Source organism: Streptomyces sp. SP18BB07, from assembly GCF_036322545.1.
GTDB classification, from domain to species: domain Bacteria; phylum Actinomycetota; class Actinomycetes; order Streptomycetales; family Streptomycetaceae; genus Streptomyces; species Streptomyces deccanensis.
Genome location: NZ_JAQYWT010000143.1, coordinates 1 through 22055, shown reverse-complemented (window position 1 = coordinate 22055; position 22055 = coordinate 1). Strand labels below are relative to the sequence as shown.

Here is a 22055-nt window from a genome sequence, read left to right as displayed (position 1 = left end):
GATCCTGGTCTCGGCGGGCGCCCTGTCGTCGTACGTCCCGCCGCCGCCCAGCGTCCTCGCCGCCTACGCGGACGAACCCGCCCTCGCCGTGTTCAACCTGGAGCTGCGTGACGCGCTGCGGCTCTCCTTCACCTCGACGCTCCTGGGCGTGCTGCCACGCGACTGAACCCTTCCGTTCACCGTGAGCCTTCCAACCCCCGGCATCAGCCGGGTAGTTGGCCTTACATGCGCGCGGTGAGGCAGGGGCCCGCGACGCTCACCGCCGGGCAGCGTGGCCGCATCCGCGAGACGTCGAGCGGCACGCGGGCACCGGACGCTGCGGGAACACGGACTGGCGTCTGCCGACGATGTAGGTCAGCTGGGTCACTGACATGACGCGTTCGTGCGGGTCTGATCGGACGCCGAGGCAGTCAGGGGCAACTCGAACATGCGGATGCCGGTGCCGAGCAGCACAGGCGCGAGGGTGATCAAGGACTCGTCGATCAGGCCGCTGTCCAGGTGCTCCTGGATCGTCTCGGCGCCGCCGGCCATGCGGACGTCGCCGTCACCGGCGGCCTCGCGGGCCTGGTCCAGCGCGCTCTCGATGCCGCCGTTGACGAAGTGGAAGGTGGTGCTGCCCGGCCGCTCCTGCTGGTGGCACGCTCGACCGTGTTGCGATCGCGGTAGAGCTCGGCGTCGTGGGTGACGGGCCTGCCGCCACGGCTGCCTTTCTTCCTGCGGTTGGCGGCCTGGCCCTTCAGGATGCCGGGACGACCGGGAGGACGATGCGGGACGGCCGCGCTGCGTCGTGTGCTACTTCCTGGTGGGCCAGGCGCCAGTCCGTCGCGCGTTCGACGGGTTCTCCAGTGTTGAGATTTCGGTCCCAGCGCGGGAAGTTGCTGGAAGTAACCTGCACTCGTACGCGATGGCCCGTGCGGAACACATGGCTGGTCGACCATAGATCTACCTCGTGTTCGGCGAACTCGCCCGGCGACGCGGCCACGCGGACGATCCCGTCGACGATGTTGACCGAGACGCCGTCGGCATCGACGTCACAGAGCCGGACCACCCAGTCCGTCGTCGGAGCGTCGGTCGCGGCGTGGAGGAAGGCCCGGATCCGTCCGGTGACCTCGACATCCTTGGTCAGGGGCTCTGTGGTGTACACGAGCACGTCCGGCCGTGCCTCCACCCGCGCCTGGTCCAGGGGGCCGAGCCTGAACTCTTCCTGTAGCACCGCCGCGCCTCCGGTCGTCGGCACCGGGTCGGCCGGGTCGTAGACATACGTGTCGCCACCCTCGCCCTCGTGGGGCGGGTCATCGGCGAGCCGCCCGTCCGCGCGTAGGAAGAACTTTGTGTCGACGGCGCGGGCGAGGGGCCATTCCTGTTCTTCCCTCCACTCATTGACTCCTGTGACGAACAGCAGAACCGGTGGGAGGTGTGGTTGCGTGGGGTCGGCCTCGGCGTCCGGTGTCAGCCATTGCCGGAACCACGCGTGCTGTATCTCGAAGAGCGTGCCCCGGAAGCCGAGGACCTCTCCGCCCGCGGCCACGCCGAAGTTGACGTCGCCTACCTGCCCCTCGAAGTCTGCGTGGGTCCACGGTCCCATGATCAGGTTCGCCGGACGACCGGTGGCCCGCATCGCCGTGAAGTTGTCGAGGGTTCCCTGGCAGAAGACGTCGTACCAGCCCCCGATGTTCAGGCTCGGCAGGTCGACCTCCCCGTGTCGCCCCGCCACCCGGCATGACGCGGTCCATTCCGGCTCGCGCCGCGAACGCTCGAATCCGAGATCGTGCAGCTGGTGCCGTTGGAGCGCGGGATGGCGGCCGGACGGCAACTCCCAGTAACCGGTCGTCGCAAGGCCGTCGACGTCGCGGACCAGCGCGGCGAGCGCGGCGGTGCCGGCAGCCTGGTCGTCCGCGTGCCGACGCATCAGGGTGTCGAACCCCTGCCACAGAGACCACCACACATTGAGGCCCATTTCCTCTGCTCCGCCCCGGGAGAACAGGCCGTCGTCCGGGTCCGACCAGGTGATCGTCGGAGCTATTGCCTTCAGCTCCGGAGGCCTGGACAGGGCCGCCATCCACTGAGTATTTCCGAAATAGCTGGCCCCGTACATCCCGACCGAGCCGTTGGAGTCCGGGAGCGTGGCGGCCCAGCGGACCGTGTCGTAGCCGTCGTCCGACTCGAACGTCCAGGGCTCCCAGTCGCCTTCGGAGGCGCATCGGCCCCGGGTGTCCTGGACGACCACGATGGTGCCCTTGCGTGCCATGCCCATCGGATCGAGCAGGGTGATCATCAGCGGGGTGGTCTTGCCGTAGGGCAGCCGAGCGAGCAGCACGGGCCACGGTCCGCTGGTCGTGGGTCTGTAGACGTCGGCCCGGAGGACGGTGCCGTCCCGCATGGTGGCAGGGAGATCGTATTCGATGGTCACATCGGGCATCTGTCGAACCTGTCTTTCACGTCGTTGGGGGATGGAAGCCGACAGCCGCAGGTCATCGTGAAGGAGGCCGAGCCGACGGAGATCCCAGGCCGACCGTCTCCGGCGGCACGAAAGGCCGCAGCTCCGGTGCCGTCGTGGGGTCGACGCGTTTGAGCTCGACGAGGGTCGCCGGATGCCGAGTCCTGGGCGAGCCGTGAGGTTCCGATGCCCGCTCCCCCGCGTCGACCGGGTTGATCAGCACCGGCTCACGCCCGGCGACGTTGCCCACACGTCATAAGGAGTCCGGGCGACGATCACGGGCCACGGTCCCTCGCCCGCGGGACGGTCAGTGGATACGGTCCGCCAGCCGATCGAGGTCTCTGGCGACCCCCGGGGTGTCACCGTTGGGCAGTTGGAAGAGGAACCTGTCGACACCAGCGGCCTGGTAGCGCTCCGCCATGCCCGCTTCGGTGGGCGCGTCGAACATCGTGACCGGGATGCGGCCCCGTCCGGCCTCGGCCGCACGCTGCTGGAGCCTTGCCACGCGATCGGCGAACTCGTCGAGTTCCTCGAGCGGCACACTCTCCGCCAGCCAGCCGTCCCCGACGGCCACGATGCGGTCCTCCACGGTCGGGCCCATCCCGCCGACGAGCACCGGCAGCGGCGACTGAAGCGGCTTCGGGTACGACCAGATCGGGTCGAAGTCCACGAACCTGCCGTGGTACTCCGCCTCGTCGGTGGTCCAGATCTGTCGCATCGCCGCGAGCCGCTCGGTCATCAGTGCCATCCTGGTGCGCGGATCGGTGCCGTGGTTGGCCATCTCCTCGCGGTTCCAGCCGGCCCCCACGCCGAAGAGGAACCGGCCGCCGCTGAGACGGTCGACGCTGGCCACTTCCTTGGCCGTCGTGATCGGGTCCCGCTGCACCACCAGGCAGATCCCGGTGCCGATCTTCAGGCGGCTCGTCGCCGCCGCGGCCGCTGTGCACGCGACGAAGGGGTCGTAGGTGTGCAGGTACTCCTTGGGGAGTTCGCCGCCGAGCGGGTACGGCGTTCGCCTGCTGGTCGGGATGTGGGTGTGCTCGCAGAAGAACAGCGACTCGAAACCGCGTTCCTCGGCGGCCGCGGCTACTTCGGCAGGCCCCATGCCGTAGTCCGTGGGGAAATAGCACAGACCGAACTTCATCGAAAATCTCCTCGGAATCTCCAGCCGTCCCGTCAGTGCGGGGCCGGGCCGACAAGGCGTCTGCGTCCTCGGTATCGCGCCCGACTGTGCCTCCGGCCTGGGAAGTGTCGCATCGGCGGATACTCGAATTCGGCGCTCTGGTTTCGTAGGGATTCCAAGCGTCGGGGGCAGGTCCGCCCGGCGCGGCTGACAGAGAGGGATGCGCAGACGGCCGGTGAGGTGGCGACGGGTGCAGGCAGAGAAGTGCCTTCCGCAAAGTTGGAGGCGCCTGCGGAGGAGCCTCGTCATTTCAGTGCGGAAGGCGCTTTCGTTGTCTCGTGCCGCGTACCACGGTCTTGCTGGGACCGTGACCGTGGGCCTACTGGCGACCGATCTTGCTATAGACCTCAGGCCGAGTGCGCCGGTAGACGAGTGCCATGACGACGCCGACGACGAACACGCCGGTGAGCGCGGCCAGAAGGAGCGTCGCGACGCCCGTGGAAGTGTTGACCAGATGAGGGAAGTTCTTGATCGTCAGCACCAGCTCGACGGCCAGTCCGATCCCCGCGAGCACCGGCATGACCACGGTACTCCAGACGCTGAACTCGTTTTTGTGATGCTTGCGCAGGTACAGGGCGATGGCGAGATTCGCCAGGGAGATGGCGGCGACACCCGTGAAGCTGGCCAGTCCGAGCGACACCGTGAAGAAGGCAGTGACATCGGCCCCGCTGAGCACGGTGACAGCAAGGACGACGAGACCAATACCACTGGTGGCGAGAGATGCCGCGTGCGGAGATCCGTGCTTGGCGTGCACTCCGCTCAGCCGGCGGGGCAAGATCCCGTCCGCGCTCAGGTTGAAGACGTAGCGGGCACTGATGTTGTGGGCTGCCAGAATCACGGCGAACGTGCTGGTGGTGACCATCACCGTCGCGAGGTCGAACAGCACCTTTCCGCCGAAGGTCTCGATGCTTCCGAGGATCGACCCGGCGGGATTCGCACCGGCGATGGACACGGCCTTGTCGACTCCGAGGGAGCTGATGTAGAGCCAGGCCGTGCCCGCGTACAGAACCATCGCCACGGCGATGAGCCCGAAGGTCGCCCGTGGAACCGTACGAGTGGGGTGGCGCACTTCGTCCCGGAAGAGGGCGGCGACTTCGAAGCCGCCGTACATGCCGAGGCCGTACAGAAGTCCCACAGCGAAGGATCCGTCGAACCAGTGACTGGGCGAGAAGGGTGCCGCGGACAGGCCCGACGCTCCCCCCTGGAACATCACAGCGGCGTCGTACACGACGATGACCGCGAGCTCGAGGAACAGGAAGACGGTAAGCACCTTCGCCGACAGGTCGATCTTCAGGTAGCCGAGTACTGTCGTGGCGGCCCAGAGCAGGGCTCCCCACAGCCACCAGTCGACGTCGGGTCCGTGAAACGTGTCACGAACCATCGACTGGAACACCACACCGCCGAACCCGTAGCTGCCGATGTTGACGCTGAGGTAACCGACAAGGGCCATGAACCCGGACCCCAGGCCGACTGTTCTTCCGAGGCCCGCCGTGATGTACACGTAAAAAGCACCGGGGTTCGGGAAGACTCTCGCCATCCTGGTGAACGGGACTGCGAAGGCCGCGACGATGAGGCCGGCCGCGAGGAACGCTATCGGCGTTCCCACCCCGTTGCCTATCGCCAGCATGATCGGAAGAACACCGATGACGACGACCAGGGGGGCGTTGAAGGCCATGACACTGAAGAAGAGATGCAGAGCGCCGAGATTTCCACCCAGGCGTGGTCCGGCGTCAGCGGAGACCACTGTGTCTGTTGTGCTCATTCGCAGCCTTTTCCATGGGAAGTAAACATCACTGACGAAGCCGAGCCGCAGCCCGTGGTCGGGCCGGCTCTCAGCTGCACGAAACCCACCGCGCACGCATGATCCGCTTCGACGAAGTGGCAGTTCGGGTTGTCAAGCCCGACGCGTGAAGCTGGTTTGGGTGGCTGAAGGCTGCCAGTCCTGTTGCCTCAACAGGAATTGGGGATACGCCGAGACAATCGGCTGGATTTGGCACTTTCCCCAGAGAGACGTCAGTGTACTGATCAGAAATATCCCTTACCTCGCGCTGGCCCCATACCGGCCGTCGTCACAGACGTGGCTGATGGCCAGGACGCGGAAGGACGGTACTCAGGAAACGAGCAGCACAGGGCATTCGACGTCATCCCTGGGGCAGCTCATGCCATCGCTCGTCCCAGCCGGCCGCCTCGCGGGCGGCGGAGAAGTCTCCCGTGGTCCCGCCCGTGTAGGCGACGGAATCCCTCGACACGATCCGGATCGGTTTGCGCACGGCCAGTTCCTCGGAGACGTGCGCGATGACGCCCGGCAGTGTCGACAGGACGGCGAGACCGGTGCCCTCCTCCGGGGTGAAGCCCAAGCTGAGCAGCACCGCCGCCATGACGCCCACGTCGTTGATCGGGATGTCCGACTTGCCGGGGAGCCGTGTGAAGGCCCGATGGACCGCCTCATAGACCTCCGCGGCCTCACTCCACAGGCCCTCCTCGACGGCGACTCCCTTCAGCAGGGCGCCTCGCGGATCAACCATCTTGAACACGGGATGCCCCAGCCCCGGCACGCGCTGCTTCGCCGCGCGCAGGCGAGCGACCTTGGCGTCAGCGAACTCGTCGAGTGCGAGGCCGGAGTCGAGATACTCGCGGTGGGTCGCAACGATGAAGCGCCCCGTGTCCTCGGTAGCGAGCGTGTGCGCACCGACCGACATACAGGCTGCTGCCATACCGATGGCCATACTGGGGTTGGCGGAGACCGCGTACCGCGCGGCCACGGTGCCCGGCTTCTCGAGCGCGTAGTCAAGGACACCACTGAGTACGGCGTCGAGGACGCGCGTCTCCCGAGGCGTCGGCACCCGTCCCCGCACCATGAGGAAGATCGCCGCGGTGAAGGGAATCTGGCCGATGAGATCCTCGAGGTCGTAGCCGCGGACGTAGACCTTGTCCTCGGTCAATGTGCTGACGGCCGACGTCCAGTACGCGTCCTGTGCGGCTGTGCTGCCTGTGTCCACTTTTCCTCCGGGGTGTTCGCTTACTGTGCGACGTGGGCGGCGACCGCCCCTTGCCCTGTCCGCTTCCGGGGACCTGAGCTGGTGCCCGGGCAGGGCGCCACCGCTCGGCGTCGGCGAAGGGACACGCGCATGAGGAGGGAACGTCAGCGCGAGAGGTGTGCGGACGGGGTCGGGCTCCGGCCGGATGACAGGACGGTAGGTGCCGTGGCATGAGGGCCGGTACTGGAGATCCACCTAACTTGCCGGGCGTGAGCCGTGACACTTCCGGACCCCGATCGAGGAATGTGGACGCTCACGAGCCGGGGGACGGCATCAGCACTCTCCTTGGCGGGGCGACGCCACCGGCCTTGTCGACGTCACCGGCACCGCGCCGACAGGCCGCCGTCGACTGGGAGGCAGACGCCGTTGACGTAGGCCGCCGCGTCACTGGCCAGGAACACAGCTGCCTGCGCGACATCCCATGGGCTACCCATGCGGCCGGTCGGACTGGCAGCGTGACGTGCCTCAAGAGCCTCTGGATCGTCAGTGATCTGCTGGGTGACCAGAGGGGTGTCTATGAGGCCGGGCAACACGGCATTCGCGCGGATGCCGCGGGCGGCGTAGGTGAGAGCCAACGACACGGTCAGTTGGTTCACCGCGGCCTTCGCCCCGCTGTAGACCGGGTAGACGTAGCCGGTGTCCCGAATGCTCGCGACGGACGAGACGTTCGTGATGACGCCCCTCCCGGCCTCGAGCATCGACGGCAGCACGTGGCGTGTCGTGAGATAGGCGCTGGTCAGATTGACGCGCAATCCGGCCTCCCAGTCGTCCACCCCGAGTTCGAGCACGGAGCCGGTGCGCGCTACGCCCACGTTGTTGTGGAGAACATGCGGCACGCCGAGTTCCGCCACCACGGTGCGCACCGCGGCCGCGACCTGGTCCTCGTCGGTGACATCGGCGGTGACAGCGAGGGCGGTGCCGCCAGCAGCGGTGATCTTCTTGGCGACCCGATCGGCCTCATCGGCGACCAGATCCACCACCGCGACGTGCGCTCCGGCCGCAGCGTACGCCCGGGCGGCTGCTTCGCCGTTGCTGAGTCCGGCACCCGATGACCCCGCTCCGAATACCACGGCCACCCGGCCGCTGAGTTCGTGCACCGTACTCACCGCGCCCCACCCGCCTCGACGCGGTCCATCTCGGGGAACAGCACCTCGAACTCGTACGATGTGTACGTCCAACCAACGATGCTCATCAGACCTCTCTCCGAGCGTGATTCACCCGTATGTCTCGTCTGCCAACAGTCGTGCGAACCACCGGTTTCGGTGGTTATGTCCTCTCGGGCGAGCGTTCTCCGGAACTCGATGAGGTGAACCAGCACTGCCTGCGATCACCTCTCAGGGCAGGTGCCGCGTGCGCCGCCCGGCACTGCGGCGAGCACGCACAGGACGGCGGCCCAATGCGGCCCAATGCGGCGACTCGCCTCGAACGACAAGGCCCGTGCGACGGTTCACGCAGGTGAGGAGCGCGACCACAGCATCAGCATTGGCGCCGCGAAGAAGAACGGCTGTGATCATCTGTGTGCCGCATTCAGCGGGCAGCCTGCGGGAACCATGTGGTGGTGCCGCCTCACGGAGTGGTTTCCAGGAACTGGAGCAGCCGCTCGTTGAAAAGATCGGGCTCGTTCATGTGCGGCTCGTGGCCGCTGTTCTCGAACATCGAGTAGCTGCCGCGCTGGACCTGCTGGGCGAACCACTCCATTCCCTCAGCGTGGTAATACGGGTTGAGGCGGCCGGTGACGACCCAGGTGGGAATGTCGATCCGCGGCAGTACGTCCCGCCAGTCCGCGACGAAGTGGTCCAGCAGGAGCTGGGTGACCTGCTCGTGCGGATAGTGGTCGTGGTGATGCGCCAACTTGGCGAGTTCGCGGGCGACCGCCTCCGGCATGTCCGGCTCACGGTCCAGCTTGCCCCACGGGTGACGCATGTTGGCCTGGTCCCACGCATGAGGCCATTCGACGCCGAACACTCCCCACTTCCAGGTCTCGTCGTTGACGATCTTCGGCGACTGGTCGACAGCGACGAAGCGGCTCACGTCGCGCGTGCCGTAGAGACTGAACATGGCCAGCGACACCGATGCACCCATCGAGTGCCCGACCAGGTTGACGTCGGTCAGCTGCAGACCGTCCATCAGCTCTCGCAGGTCCAGGCCGTGCCGAGACATCCGCTGACCGAACGCGGGGCGGTCGGAGTCGCCGTGGTTGCGCTGATCAATGTTGATCACGCGGTAGCCGGCGTCGAGCAGCGCGCGCCGCTGGAAGGGCCAGTATCCGCGGTTGGCGGAGTAGCCATGGACGAGCAGGACCGGTGCGCCGGATCCCTCGTCGTCGTAGCAGATTCGCACGCCGTCGGAGGCGGTGAACATCAGTCCGGTTCCGCTCATGGTGGGGTGTCCTGCCTTTGCTATGGGCGGCTGGCGCGCCGCCAGGGTGCCAGGAGTCCGGTCGAACCCGACGCCGGGTGACGCGGCGCCGATCTGGATGCCCTGGGGACGAAAACGGATGGAACGGTGAGGCGCCTCGTGAAGTCGCGGGGTGGTCCTCGATCACAAGTACTTCGGAGGCGACGGCAGCGGCGCTGCCCGAAGGGTCGAGGACGCGTCCGTGGGCTGCGCCTCGTCCGCCGTTCGGGGGCGGAACCGCCTGCCGAAGGTCAGCAGCAAGATCGCTGAGGCGGACATTACTACGCCGACAACCCAGAGACCCGCCTTTGATGTGCCGGTGAGGTCCAGGAGCCAGCCGGTGATGTAGGGAGCGGCGAAACCCGCGACGGCGCCCATCGTGTTGACGACGGCAATGCCGCCGGCTGCGGCCGTGCCGGTGAGGAATGTCGACGGCAGGTACCAGAACACAGGGAATGCGGCGTAGATCCCGATGGCAGTGAGGCTGATGACCGCCATCGCGCCGGCTGGGGACTGCATGTACAACGCCACCGGAACGGTGATCGCGGCGAGCAGGGTGGGCAGAGCGACGTGCCAGATGCGTTCGCCGGTCCGGTCTGAGTGCTGTGCCCAGATGACGAGGGCGATCGCGCCTACGGTGAAGGGGATGGCGACGATCAGTGCCGATTGGAATATCGAGAAGTCGGTGTGGAAGCTCTTCGCGAACCCGGCGACGATGGTCGGCAGGAAGAAGGACAGGGCGAACAGGCCGTATCCCAGACCGAAGTAAACAAATCCCAGTACCCACACCCGGGCATCCCGCAGGGACTGGCGTACGGAGGTGTGGCCGCCGCCTTCCGCCGTGGCCGCTTGTTCGGCGGCCATGGTCGTGTCCAGCCACTCGCGTTCGTCGGGAGTGAGCCATTGGGCTTGGCGTGGGCGGTCGGTGAGGTAGAACCAGGCGGCGATTCCGAGTGCCACCGTGGGGACGCCCTCGATCAGGAACATCACCCGCCATCCGGCCAGGCCGAGGAATCCGTGCATGTACTCGATGATCGCGCCCGACAACGGGGCGCCCAATGCGGATGAGACCGGCAGTGCGATCATGAACAGCCCGATCAGCCGGACTCTGACCGCTCGTGGGAACCACCACGTCATATACAGCATGACGCCGGGGAAGAATCCGGCTTCGGCGACGCCCAGCAGGATTCGCCCGGTGTACAGCGCGGCCGGGCTGTTCACGAACGCGATGCCGATCGCGACGATTCCCCACGTGACCATGATCCGGGCGATCCAGCGCCGCGCGCCGAACCGGACCAGCGCCAGGTTGCTCGGAACCTCGAAGAACACGTAGCCGACGAAGAAGAGACCGCTCGCCAGACCGTACGCGGTTTCGCTGAGGTTGAGGTCCTCGCTCATGGTCAGCTTGGCGAAGGCGATGTTGGTGCGGTCCAGGTAGTTGAGCAGGTAGGCGACCGCAAGAAACGGGATCAGTCGGAGGGCGACCTTGCGGACGATGCGTGCCTGGACGGCGTCGGGCAGTGTCTGGGAATTTTCCTGATTCATTTGGGCCTGCTCCTTCGCGGGCTCAATTGAGGGGGACTGAGCGGGAGCCGTCATCCGAGCGCCGCGCCGCCGCACACGCGCAGCACCTGCCCGGTGACGTACGCGGCCGCGGGCGAGGCGAGGTAGGCCACGGCCGCGCCGATCTCCTCGGGCCTGCCCATACGCGGGAGGATCTGTTGGCTGAAGTCGTATGCCACGTTTTCGGTGAGCGTCGTGGCGATCGGACCGGGTGCCACCGAGTTGACCGTGATTCCCAGGGCGCCCACCTCTTTGGCGAGCCATTTGGTGAGGGCGATGACGCCGCCCTTGGAGGCCGCGTACGCGGGCCCGGAGCGTACCTGGTCCTCACTGCCCGAGGAGGGACCGCCCATGATGCCGCTGATGGAGCTGATGTTGATGATCGCGCCGGCGCGCTGCTCGCTCATCCAGGGGCTGATGGCGGCGCGGCAGAACAGGAAGGTCCCCCGGAGGTTGGTGTCCATGTCGCGGAACCATTCGTCGTCAGTGATCCCGGTCAGACTTGCCCGGGTGGCTGTCCCGGCGTTGTTGACGAGGATGTCCAGGCGCCCGAAGTGTTCGACGGTGTCGGAGACCACGTTCTCGACCTGCTCGCGTTCGCGCACGTCGACCGCCTTGCCCTCGTAGGTCCCGGCGGGGAAGCCGTCACGTAGCAGGGCCACCGTCTCGCTCGGGTCGCGCATGTCGGCGACCACAACATGGGCGCCCCGCCGGGCCAGTTCCAAGGCGATCGACTGGCCGATTCCACGGGCGGCTCCGGTGACCAGTGCGACTCGCCCTGTGAAGTCGAACGGGTCGGTTCCGGCTCGCGTCACCTCGGCTGTAGGGCGAACGGTGCTCATGTCACATCCCTGGTGGCTGGGTGGTCAGTCCGGAGCAGGATGCGCCTCTGCAGCCGCGTGCCACTACAGCGGGACGTTGGAATGCGAACGCCTATTTTCCTCTTACTGTCGAACCCCGGCGTGCATGAGGTCCATCATCGTGAGGCCCATGTGGAGCACGAGCCTGGTGCGGCCGTCTGCCAGATCGAGACCGGTGAGCTCACTGATGCGACCGAGACGGTAGTAGAGGGTGGTGCGATGGATGTTCAGCACCTGCGATGTCGCGGGACCTGAGCAAGCGTTGTCCAAGTAAGCGCGCAGGGTCTCGGTGAGCTGGCGGCCCCGGTCGATGTCGAGGAGGCGGCGGAGCTCGACCGGCAGCGCACTCTTGGTGAGCTCGTCGGCGGGGATGCGGAGCAGAGGGCCGTAGGGTCCGACATCGGCCCAGACAGCAACGTCCGTGCCCAAAACTGACGAGGAGGCCCGGCGGGCCAGCCGGGCCTGGTCCGCTGTCTCCACGGCGCGGTCGAGGCCCTCGGCCGCGGATCCGACACCGGCCACCGGTGTGAAGCGGCCGGCGGCCATGTCTCGCACACGCTCGACGATCCGTTGCGCGTGGCCGCGGCTGACGTTGTCGGCGAGGGGGGTGGAGCCGCCGAGGAGCAGCAACGCGCCGTCGGCGGTGACCGCGTGCAGTTCGGCCGTCGCGCCTGGCGGGCGGCTGAAGGTCACGGCGTCGCGAAGTGCCATCTCGACATGGGAGGCGCTCACTGTCTCCGCGACGGGTACCACACCTACGTCGATGGCTGTGACGTGCGTGAACCGGTTGAGCTCGTCACCCGGGACGAGGTCGGCCAGTGCGCGGCGACGCACTGTGGGTTCCTTGCTGACCAGGTCCCGGACGGCTCGTTCGCGGGCAACCGCGTCTTCGTCACCAAGACGTCGGCCCGCCAGCATCGGTGCGACGAGCTGTGCCGTGTCGCTGATCGTCGCGAACTCGGAGCTGGTGAGGGAACCTTCGGCGTCCATCACCACCAGCAGGCCAAGGAGGTCGCCGCGCCAACGGACGGGTACCGCGACACGGGCCTTCATCCCGATCTCCTCGTAGGGAGGGATGACGCCGGCGGTGGTCCAGGTCGACACCCCCTGGGCGAGGACGTGACCGATGGCTTTGGGGCCGGCGTCGCGGTGCAGGATCGCCTGGACACGGGCTTGGTCCTCGTCACCGAAGTGGGCGCTGCTGTAGAGCAGACGTACGGCCGGATCGACGATCACGACTGACCGCCGCAGCTGCTGGGCGAGCCGGTCGACGACGGGCTGGATTTCGTTGTCGGACACATGTGAATTCTACAGAGAGAGGAAACGCGGTCACGTTTCCTCGTCGCGGGACGGTGTCCGGCGGCCCGTCCGAGCGGCATGGTGAGCAGCCGACCGGGGCGTGCTCGGGACAGTGACTCCCCGCCGACTTCAAAGACGAAGGTTCTCGATGACCAAGCCACCACAGTTGATCGGATGGGCCCATACCCCGTTCGGCCGCCATCCGGACCATGACCTCGAACGACTGATCGCCACGGTCAGTAGCGCCGCTGTCGAGGACGCCGGGTTGGAACCCGGCGACATCGACGCCATCTTTGTCGGAGTGTTCAACAACGGCTTTTCGAAGCAGGGCTTCGAGGCCGCGCTGGTCGGTGCCGGCGTGCCCGCTCTGGCGTCCGTGCCTGCGGCCCGGGCGGAGAACGCGTGTGCCACCGGGTCGGCGGCACTGTTCGCGGCCCTGGACCGGATCGAAGCCGGACGTGCTCGCGCAGTGCTCGTCGTGGGCGCCGAGAAGATGACGTCGGTACCGGGATCGGAGATCAACGACATTCTGCTGAGCGGTTCCCACCGGCGTACCGAAGCGGTGGCGGGCAGTTTCGCGGGGGTCTTCTCGGGACTGGCAGATCGTTATGCCGAACGGTACGGCGACCCGCACGACGCCATGGCCGAGATCGCGGCGAAGAACCACCGCAACGGGGTGGACAACCCGTTGGCGCACATGCGGAAGGATCTGGGCTTCGACTTCTGCGCCACCGAGTCCGAACGAAACCCGCGCGTCGTGGGACGCTTGCTGCGCACCGACTGCTCGATGGTGTCCGACGGCGCGGCCGCCCTCGTCGTCGCCGACGCCGACCTCGCGAGCACCGCGCACCGTGCGGTCGCGGTGCGCGGCCGCAGCCACGTCAACGACCACCTGGCGGTCGCCGCGCGGCCCGATCCGCTCGCCCTGGTCGGCGCGGCCGCCGCGTTCCACGGTGCGCTGGACGAGGCCGGAACCCGGCTGGCGGAGCTCGATCTGCTCGAGACCCATGACTGCTTCACCATCGCCGAACTGCTCCAGTACGAGGCGTTCGGTATAGCCGCGCCCGGTAAAGCCGCCGAGGTACTGGCGCGCGGCGCCACTCACCGTGACGGATCGCTGCCCGTCAACGTGTCCGGCGGGTTGAAGGCGAAAGGACATCCGCTGGGCGCCACCGGTGTGTCCCAGCACGTCATGGCCGCCATGCAGCTCGTCGGCGAAGCAGGCGAGCTGCAACTGCCCACCGTTGACCGAGTGGCTGTGTTCAATATGGGCGGTGCCGCCGTGGCCAACTACGCCACCGTCCTGGAGCGGGCACGATGACCATCGCCGATGCACGAAGGAACACAGCACTCACCGGCGAGGCCGGAGCACCGCGGCACCGGGCGGTCAACCTCGCCCACCTGCTGACGCAGACCGCCCGCCGTTCTCCCGACGCCTGCGCGCTGGTGCACGGTCGAACGCGCTGGACGTGGCGGGAGCTGGACCGGCGGGTCTCGGCGCTGGCCGCGCACCTGCTCGACCTCGGAGTGCGGCCCGGCCAGTGCGTGATGCTGGACGGGCCGAACCAGCCGGAGTACGTGCAGGCCATGTTCGCCGTGTGGCGTGTCGGGGCGGTGCTCGCACCGGTCAACGCGCGTTCGCACGACAGCGAACTCGTGCCCATCGCCTCGGTGTGCGAGCCCGTCGTGATGATCGCGCACAAGTCGACCGCTTCGCACGTGAGCGCGGTCGAATCGGTGGTCGGCCCTGGACTGGTGACCGTGTGGTTGGAGGAGATCGGCTCGTTCGCCGACCCGGAGCGGGACGTGCCGGATCACGGGGTCTGGGCCGGGGCGGCCGCTTGGTACTTCTTCACCTCGGGCACCAGTGGCTCCCCGAAGGCGGCGGTGCTCACCCACGACCAGCTCGGTTTCGTGATCACCAACCACATCGCCGATCTGATGCCGGGTATGACCGAGGCCGACCGGTCCCTGGTAGTCGCTCCGTTGTCGCACGGCGCGGGCGTGCACCTGCTGCCCCAGGTCGCGCGCGGGGCGGCCACGGTCATCCCGGTCTCGGCGAGCCTGGATCCCGCCGAGGTGTGGGATCTGGTGGAGTCCGAGCGGATCGCCAACCTCTTCACCGTACCGACCATCCTCAAGCGCCTCACCGAACACGACTCGGTGCACGAGCGCGACCACTCGTCGCTGCGCCATGTCGTCTACGCCGGTGCCCCGATGCCCCGCCGGGATCAGCAGCACGCCCGGACGACGCTGGGCGAGGTCCTCGTGCAGTACTACGGGCTCGCCGAGGTGACGGGCAACATCACCGTCCTGCCGCCGCATGGGCACGACCACGAGCCTCCGGCGAATGTCCCCTACGGCACCTGCGGCTACCCGCGCACCGGGATGCAGATCAGCATCCTGGACGCGGAGGGCAACGAGGTCGCCGCGGGCGAGACCGGAGAGATCTGTGCCGCGGGACCGGCCGTGTTCCGGGGATACCTGAACAACCCGGAGGCCAACGAGGCCGCCTTCCGCGACGGCTGGTTCCACACGGGCGATGTCGGGATGCTCGACGAGCAGGGCTTCCTCTACATCACCGGCCGGCTGTCGGACATGTACATCTCCGGTGGGTCCAACATCCACCCCCGGGAGATCGAGGAGAAGATCCTCAGCCACCCGGCGCTCAGCGAGGCGATCGTGCTCGGGATGCCGGATGCTACATGGGGTGAGGTCGGTGTCGCCGTGTGTGTCGTTGCCGACGGCTCCTCCGTGACCGGTGAGGAGATCCGGCAGTGGCTGACCGACCGCATGGCACGCTACAAGGTGCCGCGCCATGTCGTGTTCTGGGACCAGCTGCCACGGTCCGGGTACGGCAAGATCGTGCGCCGTACAGTCCGCGAGCTGCTGATCGAGCAGGGCTGGCCGTCATGACCTCGGGTCGCTGGGCACAGCCCCTCCGCCACCCCGGAGCCGTCGCGGCGGAGCGCCGCGTCTCCGTGCCGACCACCAGCACATCAGCCCGAGTGACCCTGCCCGCAGGGGCGCGGCTCGTCGACGCCATGGCCCACGAGATCGAGGCCTTGGGTGCGAGCTCCGGTCAGGTCGAGCTGCTCGACGGGTCACTGTCCCGGGTCAGCTACTGCGTCCCGGCGCTGTGCCACGACGGCACGACCGCGGTGACCTTCAGCTCCACCAGGGAAGCAGTGACGCCCGCGCGCCTGATCGCCGGGTCGGCCACGGTCGGGTTCAGGCACGGGCAGCGTTTCGCCCACTGTCACGCCGCCTGGTTCGATGCGTACGGCAAGGCCAGAGGGGGGCACGTGTGGCCGGAAACCGTCATCGGTCCTGGCCCCGTCCACGCCGTCGTGCATGCCCTGGGTCAGGCCGAACTCATCAGCGACACCGACGCCGAGACCCGGTTGCCCGTCTTCACGCCGCGTCCGTCCCAGGCCGGCGGGGCGAACGGGCCCGGAGCGGTGCGGGCGGCCATGTCCCGTGTCGCACCCGGGGTTCGGCTCGCCGCCGCCATCCGCGACGTGATGCGGGAGAACGGGTTCGAGCGTGCGTCGATCGCGGGCAGCGTGGGCAGCCTGGTCGGTGCCGTCCTCCGGCGCGACGGTGGTGCGTTCGTCGTGGACGGGCCGGCCACCGAAGCCTCCCTGATCGGGCGGTTCGACCTGCGCGATCCCTCCGCACCCTTCTCCTGGATCAGCGGGGTCGCGATCGACCGGTTCGGAAACGTCCACCGCGGAGAGTTCCTCGATGAGGAGAACATCGTCGCCGTCACCTTCGAACTGCTGGTCGAGGAGGTGACAAGGTGAGGCCCCTCGATCGCCTCCGCGCGCACGGGTGGCAGGGAGGAGGCGCCAGCGACAGCCTGTTGGACCGGGTCGCCCAGGCGAATGACGCCTCCCACTACCTGCTCACGCCACAAGCCGTCGTGGTCACCGGGAGCACGCAGGACGTCGCCGAACTCATGACCGCCGCCGGCCGGGCCGACGTCGCCCTCACGTTCCGTGCCGGCGGGACCAGCCTGTCCGGACAGGCGGTGACCGACTCCGTTCTGGTCGACACCCGCCGTGGCTTCCGGGGTGTCGAGGTCCTCGACGACGGCCGCGCCGTGCGGGTGGAGCCGGGAGCCACCGTCGGCGCCGTCAACGCCGCTCTGCGACCCTACGGCACGAAGCTCGGCCCGGATCCAGCCAGCGAGTCCGCCTGCACCATCGGTGGCATCGTCGCGAACAACTCCAGCGGGATGACCTGTGGCACGCATGCCAATCCGTACCGCACCCTTCGTTCGCTGCGGTTCGTCCTGCCCAGCGGCACCCTCGTCGACACCGGCGGCGCCGACGCCGACGCCCACCTGCGCGCGCTCGAACCGGATTTGTATCGGGGGCTGCTCCTGCTACGCGACCAGGTCCGGGAAAACCCGGCTCTGGTGGCCCGGATCAGGGAACTCTTCGCAATCAAGAACACCATGGGCTACGCGGTCAACGCGTTCCTCGACTTCGACACGGCGGCGGACATCCTCGCCCACCTCATCGTGGGCAGCGAAGGCACGCTCGCCTTCATCGCCTCGGCGACTTTCATGACTGTGCCGGTGCTTCCCCACGCCGGCACCGGACTGCTGGTTCTGCCGGATCTGGTGTCGGCCGCCTCGCTGCTGCCCGCGCTCATCGACAGCGGCGCCGCGACGATCGAGTTGCTCGACGCTCAGTCGCTGCGTGTCGCCGCCGCCGACAAGAACGCGACCGAACGCCTGCGCGCCCTGCCCATCTCCCGACAGGCCGCGCTCCTCGTCGAATACCAGGCGCCCACGGCCGCGCGGTTGCAGACCGTCCTCCAGGAGGCGGAAGCACGCTTCGCATGGACCTCGGGCGGGGGCGACGAGCTCACGACGGACCCCGCGACACGAGCCGCGTTGTGGAAGATCCGTAAGGGACTCTTCGCCTCCGTCGCCGGCGCCCGGGCGGCCGGGACGACCGCTCTTCTGGAGGACATCGCCGTACCTCCCCCCGTCCTTGCGGACACTTGCGCGGAACTGACACGGCTCTTCGGCAAGCACGGGTACGACGACAGCGTCATCTTCGGGCACGCCAAGGACGGCAACATCCACTTCCTGCTCAGCGCCGAGTTCCAGGACTCCGCCGGGGTGGACCGGTACGCGGCCTTCACCGAGGACATGGTCGATCTGGTGCTGGGACGCGGCGGCACGCTCAAGGCCGAGCACGGCACCGGCCGGGTCATGGCGGCATACGTCCAACGCCAGTACGGCGCCGAACTCTACGACGTGATGCGGCAGATCAAGAGCCTGTGCGACCCGCGCCGGATCCTCAACCCCGGCGTCCTGCTCACCGACGACCCGGCCATCCACCTGCGAGACCTGAAAACGGCCTCGCCGATCGAAGCCGAGGCCGACCGCTGCGTCGAATGCGGCTTCTGTGAACCCGTCTGTCCCAGCAAGGACCTCACCCTGACCCCGCGGCAACGCATCGTCACCCGCCGCGCCATCGCCGCCGCGCGGCAGTCCGGCGACGAGGCGACTGTCACGGAACTCTCCCGCGCCTACGAGTACTCGGGCGTGCAGACCTGTGCTGCGGACGGAATGTGCCAGACAGCCTGTCCGGTCGACATCGACACCGGCTCGCTCGTCCGCCGACTGCGCGCCGAAGGCCGCGGCAAGACCGTCCAGGCGATCGGCCGCACGGCCGCCCGCCACTGGGCCGGCGCGACGAAAGCCGCGGCGGCAGGGCTCACCGTCGCCCACCGATTGCCGACCGTGTCCGCGGCGGCGACCGGTGCCGCGCGCAAGGTCCTGTCGGCGGAAGCCGTACCGCAGTGGTCGCCCGAACTGCCCCACGGCGGCCGGGCGAGGTCCGGCAGGCCGACGCCCCTTCCCGACATCGTGTTCCTGCCCAGCTGTACCGGGGCGATGTTCGGCAGCTCAGGCGACGTGCCCACGGCGGACGCGTTCCTGGCGCTGTGCGAGAAGGCCGACATCCGGGTGGCCGTGCCCGACGAGGTGGCTGGTCTGTGCTGTGGAATGCCGTGGTCCTCCAAAGGACTCACCGATGGCGCCGAGGTGATGAGCCGCCGTCTCCACGCCGCGCTCCGGCAGGCCGGCGACGAGGGCGCCGTCCCGGTCGTTGTCGACGCGTCGTCGTGTACCGAAGGAGTTCGCAAAACACTGCCGTCCGGCATGCGCGTTGAGGACGCAACCGAGTTCACCGCACGCGCCATCCTGCCGCGGCTGGACATCGAGCGAACCTTGGACGTGCTGGCTCTGCACCCGACCTGTTCCTCGGTCCGCATGCACACTGACGACAGTCTGAAGATCATCGCCGACGCTCTCAGCGCACATGTCTTCATCCCCCCTTCATGGGGATGCTGCGCTTTCGCCGGCGACCGTGGACTTCTGCGCCCGGAACTCACGGACAGCGCGACCCGGCGCCAGGCCGCCGAGGTGCGGGAGTCCGGCGCCACCCTGCACGTCTCGTGCAACCGCGCCTGCGAGCTAGGCATGACCCGCGCCGTCGGCCGACCCTACCGGCACATCCTCCAGGTGCTGGACGAACGCAGCACAAGGAGGTCGGCATCCGCGTCGATCCCGCCGACGCCGTCCGCATGACCCACCATCTCGGTAAGGGACAAGGGCGATGACGGCCGGATCGGGATCGCCGTCGTGACTCACCACTGCGTGCGACCGGGCTGCCCATGACATCGACGCACGCCGGACTCGGCCATCGTGGCCACCGGCAACGACACGCCCGCCACGGCCCGTTCGGCATTGCTTGCGTCCATGGTGCGGCCAGCCGGGTACAGCACCCCGAGTCTGTCCGTGGATGCGGCGGGCCGTTCGCGATCCGCTCTGCTTCGAGGGGGCCGTCCGCGACGTCGATCGTCACCGATGCGGCATGCTCGGAGTCCAGCGACCACTCGTAGCCGCGCGCCTGGGTGTGGGGCGCAGCAACGCCGTGATGCCCAGGTCTTCGAGAGCCTTCAGGATGCCCGGTCTGCGACATCGGCACGTGAGTCGTAGCCTAGTTCAGGGCCTCTGGCATCGAGGTCATGACACCGATCTACAGGGGAAACTCGGGCTCTGCAGCGCCGGGCCTCCTGGTCCGGCGACCGATCAGAACCAGCGGTGAGCAACCGTGTTCCGCCTCAGCGCCTCGTTCATCGACTCGATCTGCCGAATCAGCAAACCAATGTCCGAACCCAGCGATGCCATGCCAAAGCCCTGGTCAGCGCGCGTGATCGCGTCGTCGTGTGTTTCGGGCGATGATGCCGGTTCGGATTCCTGCTCCTTCACCAGGCCCACCGCAACAACCCTGGCCTTGCGACGGACAGTATCCAGAGCGCCGACTTCGCGCCGTCAGCGACCTCCCGTAGGTCGCTCTCCGGGCCGACGGCCCCGGCGCCCACCCGTTCAGCCGTGGCGCGCCGGTAGGCGTTCGGCTAGACGACCACTACGGAACGCGCTCCCAGGGCGTAGGCGATCTGTGCCGCCATCAGGCCGACGGGACCCGGTCGCCGACGCACTGGCCTCCTACACCGCCTACAGTGACACCAGGCCTGGGCGGCGCGCACGTCCAGCGCGAGCTGATCGCCATCACCGCGGACGCTGAAAGTGGCATCAGCCCTTGCGGGTGTTGATCTCCTCGGTGAGCTGGGGGACGACGTCGAAGAGGTCGCCGACGACGCCGTAGTCGACGAGGTCGAAGATCGGGGCCTCGGCGTCCTTGTTGACGGCCACGATGGTCTTCGAGGTCTGCATGCCGGCCCGGTGCTGGATGGCGCCGGAGATGCCGTTGGCGATGTACAGCTGCGGCGAGACGGACTTGCCGGTCTGGCCGACCTGGTTGGTGTGCGGGTACCAGCCCGCGTCCACTGCGGCACGCGAGGCGCCGACGGCCGCGCCGAGGGAGTCGGCGAGCGCCTCGATGATCGCGAAGTTCTCGGTGCCGTTGACGCCGCGGCCGCCGGAGACCACGATCGCGGCCTCGGTCAGCTCCGGACGCCCGGTCGACTCACGCGGGGTGCGGCCGGTGACCTTGGTGCCGGTGGCCAGCGCGCCGAAGGTGACCTCCAGCGCCTCGACGCTGCCGGCGGCCGGGGCGGCCTCCACGGCGGCCGAGTTAGGCTTGACCGTGATGACCGGGATGCCCTTGCTGACACGGGACTTGGTGGTGAAGGAGGCGGCGAACACCGACTGCGTCGCCACCGGGCCCTCGTCGCCGGCCTCGAGGTCGACGGCGTCGGTGATGATGCCGGAGCCGATGCGCAGCGCCAGACGGGCGGCGATCTCCTTGCCCTCGGCGGAGGAGGGGACCAGCACGGCGGCCGGGGAGACGGCGGCGACGGCGGCCTGGAGGGCGTCGACCTTGGGCACGACGAGGTAGTCGGCGTATTCGGCGGCGTCGTGGGTCAGGACCTTGACGGCGCCGTGCTCGGCGAGGGCGGCGGCGGTGTCAGCGGCACCGGCACCGAGCGCGACGGCGACGGGCTCACCGATACGGCGGGCCAGCGTCAGCAGCTCCAGCGTGGGCTTGCGGACGGCACCGTCCACGTGGTCGACGTAGACGAGAACTTCAGCCATGGGATTGCTCCTGCGGATTGCGAAGGCGTACGGGGCGGTATAGGGATCGGGCCTCACAAGACCCACGGGACCGTTAGATGAACTTCTGGCCCGCGAGGAACTCAGCGAGCTGCTTGCCGCCCTCGCCCTCGTCCTTGACGATCGTGCCGGCGGTACGCGCCGGGCGCTCGGTCGCGGAGTCCACGGCCGTCCAGGCACCCTCCAGACCGACTTCCTCGGCCTCGATGTCCAGGTCGGACAGGTCCCAGGACTCCACCGGCTTCTTCTTCGCCGCCATGATGCCCTTGAAGGAGGGGTAACGCGCCTCGCCCGACTGGTCGGTGACCGACACCACGGCCGGCAGGGACGCCTCAAGGTTCTCGGAGGCGGCGTCGCCGTCACGGCGGCCCTTGACGACACCGTCCTCGACGGAGACCTCGGACAGCAGCGTCACCTGCGGAACACCCAGCCGCTCCGCCAGCAGCGCGGGCACGACGCCCATCGTGCCGTCGGTGGAGGCCATACCGGAGATCACCAGGTCGCAACCGGCCTTCTCGATCGCCTTCGCCAGCACCAGCGAGGTACCGATCGCGTCGGTGCCGTGCACATCGTCGTCCTCGACGTGGATCGCCTTGTCCGCACCCATCGACAGCGCCTTGCGCAGCGCGTCCTTGGCGTCCTCCGGACCCACGGTCAGCACGGTGATCTCGGCGTC

The 22055-nt window shown here is 68.1% G+C and carries 17 protein-coding genes; 4 read left to right on the top strand and 13 right to left on the bottom strand.

Annotated elements, in window-relative coordinates:
- Positions 1-363 precede the first annotated feature (363 nt).
- The 10 genes from PUR53_RS00740 to PUR53_RS00690 all read right to left on the bottom strand — a co-directional run bounded on the left by PUR53_RS00740 (position 364) and on the right by PUR53_RS00690 (position 12777).
- Positions 364-531 (bottom strand): dihydrofolate reductase family protein, encoded by a 168-nt coding sequence (locus tag PUR53_RS00740; RefSeq protein WP_329895482.1) that lies wholly within the window; start codon positions 529-531, stop codon positions 364-366.
- 205 nt (positions 532-736) lie between these two features.
- On the bottom strand, positions 737-2419 hold the full coding sequence (locus PUR53_RS00730) for a CocE/NonD family hydrolase (RefSeq protein WP_329895483.1): 1683 nt from the start codon (positions 2417-2419) through the stop codon (positions 737-739).
- Between the two features lie 325 nt (positions 2420-2744).
- Complete coding sequence (locus PUR53_RS00725) at positions 2745-3581, bottom strand: LLM class F420-dependent oxidoreductase (RefSeq protein ID WP_329907022.1); 837 nt, start codon at positions 3579-3581, stop codon at positions 2745-2747.
- 358 nt (positions 3582-3939) lie between these two features.
- Positions 3940-5382 (bottom strand): APC family permease, encoded by a 1443-nt coding sequence (locus PUR53_RS00720; protein WP_329895485.1) that lies wholly within the window; start codon positions 5380-5382, stop codon positions 3940-3942.
- Between the two features lie 379 nt (positions 5383-5761).
- Positions 5762-6619, bottom strand: a complete 858-nt coding sequence (locus PUR53_RS00715) for a citryl-CoA lyase (RefSeq protein ID WP_329895486.1) — start codon at positions 6617-6619, stop codon at positions 5762-5764.
- Between the two features lie 356 nt (positions 6620-6975).
- Positions 6976-7755, bottom strand: a complete 780-nt coding sequence (locus tag PUR53_RS00710; RefSeq protein ID WP_329895487.1) for an SDR family NAD(P)-dependent oxidoreductase — start codon at positions 7753-7755, stop codon at positions 6976-6978.
- Positions 7756-8224: 469 nt separating this feature from the next.
- Entirely contained in the window at positions 8225-9037 is an 813-nt protein-coding gene (locus PUR53_RS00705; RefSeq protein WP_329895488.1) for an alpha/beta fold hydrolase, read from the bottom strand.
- A 162-nt stretch (positions 9038-9199) separates the two neighbouring features.
- The gene (locus PUR53_RS00700; RefSeq protein ID WP_329895489.1) at positions 9200-10654 is read right to left on the bottom strand and encodes an MFS transporter; all 1455 of its coding nucleotides are present in this window, start codon (positions 10652-10654) and stop codon (positions 9200-9202) included.
- Positions 10651-11460, bottom strand: a complete 810-nt coding sequence (locus PUR53_RS00695; protein WP_329907021.1) for an SDR family NAD(P)-dependent oxidoreductase — start codon at positions 11458-11460, stop codon at positions 10651-10653. The genes PUR53_RS00700 and PUR53_RS00695 overlap by 4 nt, the downstream gene beginning before the upstream one ends.
- A gap of 102 nt (positions 11461-11562) precedes the next feature.
- Complete coding sequence (locus PUR53_RS00690) at positions 11563-12777, bottom strand: PucR family transcriptional regulator (protein ID WP_329895491.1); 1215 nt, start codon at positions 12775-12777, stop codon at positions 11563-11565.
- 166 nt (positions 12778-12943) lie between these two features.
- Here PUR53_RS00690 and PUR53_RS00685 point away from each other — a divergent pair, with 166 nt between their 5' ends.
- From PUR53_RS00685 to PUR53_RS00670, 4 genes are read left to right on the top strand one after another with little or no spacing between them, the layout of a single operon-like run.
- The gene (locus PUR53_RS00685) at positions 12944-14098 is read left to right on the top strand and encodes a thiolase domain-containing protein (RefSeq protein WP_329907020.1); all 1155 of its coding nucleotides are present in this window, start codon (positions 12944-12946) and stop codon (positions 14096-14098) included.
- Positions 14095-15693, top strand: coding sequence for an AMP-binding protein (locus PUR53_RS00680; RefSeq protein WP_329907019.1), 1599 nt, complete (start codon positions 14095-14097; stop codon positions 15691-15693). Before PUR53_RS00685 ends, PUR53_RS00680 begins: the two co-directional genes overlap by 4 nt.
- Complete coding sequence (locus tag PUR53_RS00675) at positions 15690-16583, top strand: hypothetical protein (protein WP_329907018.1); 894 nt, start codon at positions 15690-15692, stop codon at positions 16581-16583. The genes PUR53_RS00680 and PUR53_RS00675 overlap by 4 nt, the downstream gene beginning before the upstream one ends.
- On the top strand, positions 16580-19390 hold the full coding sequence (locus PUR53_RS00670) for an FAD-binding and (Fe-S)-binding domain-containing protein (RefSeq protein ID WP_329907017.1): 2811 nt from the start codon (positions 16580-16582) through the stop codon (positions 19388-19390). Before PUR53_RS00675 ends, PUR53_RS00670 begins: the two co-directional genes overlap by 4 nt.
- Positions 19391-19894: 504 nt before the next feature.
- Here PUR53_RS00670 and PUR53_RS00665 read toward each other — a convergent pair.
- The 3 genes from PUR53_RS00665 to PUR53_RS00655 form a co-directional block, all read right to left on the bottom strand.
- Positions 19895-20074, bottom strand: a complete 180-nt coding sequence (locus tag PUR53_RS00665; protein ID WP_329907015.1) for a hypothetical protein — start codon at positions 20072-20074, stop codon at positions 19895-19897.
- Between the two features lie 324 nt (positions 20075-20398).
- Positions 20399-21361, bottom strand: a complete 963-nt coding sequence (locus PUR53_RS00660) for an electron transfer flavoprotein subunit alpha/FixB family protein (RefSeq protein WP_329907014.1) — start codon at positions 21359-21361, stop codon at positions 20399-20401.
- Positions 21362-21434: 73 nt separating this feature from the next.
- A partial coding sequence (locus PUR53_RS00655; protein ID WP_329907013.1) for an electron transfer flavoprotein subunit beta/FixA family protein occupies positions 21435-22055 on the bottom strand: 621 nt, incomplete at its 5' end.